The sequence below is a fragment of the Polycladospora coralii genome (genome assembly GCF_014773435.2).
GTDB classification, from domain to species: Bacteria; Bacillota; Bacilli; order Thermoactinomycetales; family Thermoactinomycetaceae; genus Polycladospora; species Polycladospora coralii.
In genome coordinates this window covers 1-5,050 of record NZ_JACXAG020000021.1, presented here as the reverse complement: position 1 = coordinate 5,050, position 5,050 = coordinate 1, and the positions used below count along the sequence as shown (strand labels likewise).

General features: G+C 35.9%; 2 protein-coding genes and 2 rRNA genes. All 4 read right to left on the bottom strand.

What is annotated here, in order from left to right:
• Nucleotides 1–122, bottom strand: a 16S ribosomal RNA gene (locus tag IC619_RS16455); the annotation flags it as partial.
• A 405-nt stretch (nt 123–527) separates the two neighbouring features.
• A complete protein-coding gene (locus tag IC619_RS16450; protein ID WP_191141191.1) occupies nt 528–1,784 on the bottom strand; it encodes a D-glucuronyl C5-epimerase family protein in 1,257 nt (418 codons plus the stop codon).
• Nucleotides 1,785–1,994: 210 nt separating this feature from the next.
• Nucleotides 1,995–4,709: an OmpL47-type beta-barrel domain-containing protein gene (locus IC619_RS16945; protein ID WP_430624119.1), complete on the bottom strand. Its 2,715-nt coding sequence runs from the start codon at nt 4,707–4,709 to the stop codon at nt 1,995–1,997.
• A 218-nt stretch (nt 4,710–4,927) separates the two neighbouring features.
• Nucleotides 4,928–5,042 (bottom strand): 5S ribosomal RNA (gene rrf, locus IC619_RS16440).
• Between the last annotated feature and the right edge of the window lie 8 nt (nt 5,043–5,050).

Genomic DNA, 5,050 nt, shown 5'->3' with positions numbered 1-5,050 from the left:
CCCACGTGTTACTCACCCGTTCGCCGCTAAATCCGTACCCGAAGGTACTTAATCCGCTCGACTTGCATGTATTAGGCATACCGCCAGCGTTCGTCCTGAGCCAGGATCAAACTCTCCATATAATGGTAAGCTTGTAAGCTCATATAAAAATTGAACAGGTCATGTGTCACTCTTTAGTTTTCAAGGAACATTTTAGTTGCTACCGCTTGTTTGCGGCGACAAGATATATACTACCAAATAGTAATATAAACTGTCAATACATTTTTTAATCTTTTTATGTGTATAGATCAATTCAATTTTGAACTCAATTTTCATGAGGATAAAATGAGTTCAAAAAGCTTCCTAATTCCATAAGCAATAAAACAGGTTAAATGTAAGTCAGGTAAGTCAAATTTCATGATTTATCTATTTAATCGTCGCCATAGCCAACCTTCCTGTTGGGCAGAAAAGTTGTCCGCTTCTTGCTTTAGTTTTTTTTTTCTAAACTAACTGAGTGTGTAACATTTTCTAATTTTGGTTAAATGCTTTTACTCTAACCACTCTTTGCGAATGTACCTTTCCAAATGATACATCGAGTTTTTCTCTTTTTTGAAGTTATAGTCTGAATAAAATGCGTTAGCCATGTCATTAAAGTATACTTCATTTGTAATACGGTATAGATATTTTAGTGCTAAAATATTTAGCCTATGCCTTCCAATATCTTGGTTTTTATGTTTTAAGTCTTCTATGCTAATATCACCTTCTACCCGATACAATTCTATTTGTTCATAAAACGTTGTAATTGAAGCATTTAACATAAAAGAAGCACTTTTTGTTTGATTAATCTGATAGTAGTCATAAAATCCAACCACAGCACGAATTAATGCACTTGTTGATTTGTGATTTTGCTTCTTAGGATAATATCCAAACCATAAGTGCCCTTCTGAATCTAAGTAAGATAATGTAGTGTTTTTTCTAGGATCATGATCAAGATCTAATCCATTAAATGTTTGATTTGCCCATGCTAGATATTTTTTATCTCCAGTCGTTTGATACATACGAGAAAAAACAGATAGTGCTTGGCCTTGTGCATAAATTGAGTACCAATCGGGGTCTAATTTTTCACTTGGTAACCCATGTAACTCAAAAATGTAATGATGGGGAAAATGCATTTTATTATCTTTTTTTTCTGCTAGTTCAAAAAGTTTATCTGTGTATTCTTTTGCTTTTTCTAAGTATAAACGATCTTGTGTCAGATTATAGCTCCCCAAATATTTAATCGTTTGTTGCGTTAAGAGATACGGAGAGTAATATTTTTCACCGTTAGGGTGTTCGTATACAATATACCCTTCCGAATCATAGTTATAATTTTCATCTATAAGCGCTACAGGTGATTTTATAGCATAAAAATCATTTTTAGGAAATATGTCTTGTATGTAAAATTCATGATACTTAACGTTTGACTGCACATCAATTTGTATATCATTTAAATGGGGTTTACTGACCTTAACAATTGACATACTAGAATAAGTTATAAGTATACCTAGAAAAAGAGTAGATACGAAGAAAAATGAGAATAAGACTATAAAAATTTTCCTACTCAAATATTGCACCTCATTTTTAATATTATTCTTCGCACTGCAAGGATTCATATCATCCAGCAGCGTTGTTTTTCCAAGAACACCTTCACATCGCATAGCACAACCTGAAAAAACTGTTTTACTGATAAAAAGTATTGGCAGAGCCATCTTTCTGAAAAACGTACAAAGAGAACAAAATATATAACAAAAAGATGGAGCTATCATACAAATAAACATACCTCATTTTAGCCCCACATCGTCCTCTTTTCAATGATTATATCCGAGTAAGTTTTTGAAGTAATAAGATATAACTAAGCCGTAATACGAACTATAACATAAATACTGCACTAGATCTAACCCTTCAATTAAATAACATCTATTATAACAATAACCGCTAAAGGCTTTTTGGCCCCTAACGGTTATTTACATCTCTATTTATTTACTTTTTTCAATCAGTGTGAGTAGTTTTTTAATATCTTGCTTTGTCTCTTTACTCAATTTTTTATTAGGAATCGCTTTAATGGAAAGCTCCATAAAGCTAATTTTTTGCTTGAACAACATTTTATAATATTTAATCTTGAATGAACTTCCTTTTTCTAGGAATTTCTGATATTGAGCTTCTGTTTTCTCGATACTTGATACTTGTTTCAAAAGATATTTCTGAGTCTTTTCGTTCACAGTATCATTCTGAATCGTTTTCTTAAGTTGTTCATAAGATGCTGTTGTGACAACAATCTCTTTTACTTGGACAGATTCGACGTTACCCACACGATCTGTAGCTCTATATTCAATTTGATATAAACCTGGCTTTTCTACTGCGAATTTAGATTCATAACGGGTCCAATCATCTGAACCTTTCAAACGGTATTCAATCGTAGCGATGTCGCTCTTATCATCAGAAGCAGTAAGCTCAACTACAGCTTTATTCAAGAACTCCCCTGTTGATAAAGCATCTCCGCTAACTTGAATGTTAGAAGTAGGTGCTACAGCATCCACATTAGCAAGCTGAATATCTTCGCTTGAGCGAGGTTTTAATTGGACAATATCACGGTAAATCGCTGATAGACCCGTAATGTTTACTTTTGTACCTTCTGGATAACTTTCTGTAAATTGCTCTTTTGTGTAACCGGTTCTACTATCGACACGCACACGAGTAGTGCCATTTTCAGTTACAGCATTAAACTCAAACGAAGAGCCAGTTTGCTCAATTCCCTCAACAGTTACTTGATCAAGTCGTACTAACTGACCAAAATTACTTTCATCAATTACAGTTACTTGCTTAGCTGCAGGTAGAGAGCCTGTACCCGTCTTTTCGATCTTAATCAAATCTTTTAATTCTTGTTCATTATTATAATGCGTCAAGACACCAGAAATTTTAACTTTATCGCCTAAAGCGAAACCTGCTTCTCCCTGGTATATAAGAATCCCGGCAGTTTCATCTTGTATATAAAATGCTTGAGAACCAAAGATGCCTGGTGTCGAGGTAATAACACCTTCGATTGTTACAATCTCATTATCTTGCTTAGATCTTGCTTCAGCAATCGTAATCATATCCGGAACTGGCTTTTCATCATCTGGTAATGGTTCTACTTCCACATCACCAATCGCTACAGTATTTGTAAATCGTTTGCCTCCATTTAAACGGAAGCGTAAACTGGCATCACCAGAAGCAGTTGGGTCAATTTGTACTTTTAAATCTTTAGTTGCACGACCTGAGGCATCCGCTGTAAGTGAGAATTTGTTACTATAACCATAGCTTTCTGGCCATGAACCATCTTCGTTTTGAACTTTGGCAACTTGCTTACCACCACTTACATAAATTCCAAGGTCGTAACCACTTGTCGTTGTTCCAGGAAGTAAATCTTCAGCTACAATACGAAGCGTGAATTCACTTTTATTAGGAAGTACGGATTGATGAACAGCTGAGTAGGTTGGCTCTTTTTCTGGTGCTTTATCACTTCCATAAGACCCAGCTTTAAAAGTAGTGGGGTCCCACCATTTATAACCTTCTTGTGGAGCAGACCATGGCTCGGCTTGTGGTTCAGTAGAAGCCGCTGGGTTTTCCATGTCAAGAAGAGATGTTGCCTGATCCAACTCTAAAGATTCAACTTGATCTAAGCTCGTATAATTTTCTTGATCTGCCAACCAATCTACCATATTAACCAATAGCGTAGCATCGTCTTGTTCTTTAAAACCATCATACGTCTTTTTAGAAGAGCCTGTCTCTTCACGTAAATATTTAGGTGTAATATCTTCAACTGGAGATGAATCTCCAATAAAAGCAGCTTTACCTTTTCCTAGTTTTGAAATAGCGGCATAAGGACCTTCTGCTATTCCGCCACCAGCATACACACCTTGGTCAACTGCATATTTCCATTTTTCGTTCGTTTCCGGTAGGTATACAATACCTTTAGATTTTTTAGGATCGGTAATTACCATCGTAGATCCAGCATGCATTGCAACTGTATTTACACCTTGAGTAATACCAAAAGCTTGATCAGGGCTTACAATATGATTCGCTGTTACATCGCCTAAAGCATTATAACGGAAGCGAATACCAAAGTTACTTCCTAACCAATCACTACTTGTAACACCTTGCATCGCGGAAGAGTTTTTCTCTTCGTCACTCATTCCTTTTGTTGGATCTTCAAAAGCACCGCGTCTGTAGCCATTAAAAATCTCTGAAGCGTCCCAGCGATTTTTATTACGGTCAGCGTTGTAATGATCACCAATAAAAAAGATACTACCGCCGTTTTCAACATACTCTAACATCGCATCTTGTTCTGATTTTTTATAAGGGATATTTGCTTCTCCGACTACAAAAACATCATAAGATGACAGATCTTCATAGTTAATAGACGTCGCTTTTCTTAATTCCTTGACATAAAACCCATCTTCTGCCAATCCATTGGCAAAATCAGAGAAAGCGCCATCAATTACCCAGTCAGCAGCACCTGCTGTTTGACCATGTGTATTATCAAATAATACTTTTTTACCAGCGTTGTCATTTACAACTTTTGGCTGAATTTCGGGTGCCGGATCATTCGGGCCTTCAGCAAAAGATTGCCCATAAAAAGGGAAAATAGAAAGAATTAAAGCGAAAATCAAGAAATGCTTCGCAATGCGTTGGAACACAAGTATACCTCCCATATCATCTAATCTTTGTTACGCTATTATATTAACACGAATCTATCATACTTTATATGTTTTTTTTGCATGTTTTTTATTAGAAATATATTGAAATTGCTCGTTATACATATATATTTCATTAATGTGTCATACTAATTCAGTAATTAGTATGCTTAATTGGATAAAGCATTTTAACGATATAAAAACCCCCACTTCATTTGAAGTGGGGGTTAAGATTTGCCTGGCGACGTCCTACTCTCCCATAGATTAATCTATAGTACCATCGGCGCTGGAGGGCTTAACGGTCGTGTTCGGGATGGGAACGAGTGGGTCCCCTCCGCCATCATCACCAGACGTATAAA

Excerpts from the sequence above, each read along its gene's own strand:
- IC619_RS16450 (WP_191141191.1), bottom strand. The coding sequence starts at position 1,784 with ATGATAGCTCCATCTTTTTGTTATATATTTTGTTCTCTTTGTACGTTT.
- IC619_RS16945 (WP_430624119.1), bottom strand. The coding sequence starts at position 4,709 with ATGGGAGGTATACTTGTGTTCCAACGCATTGCGAAGCATTTCTTGATT.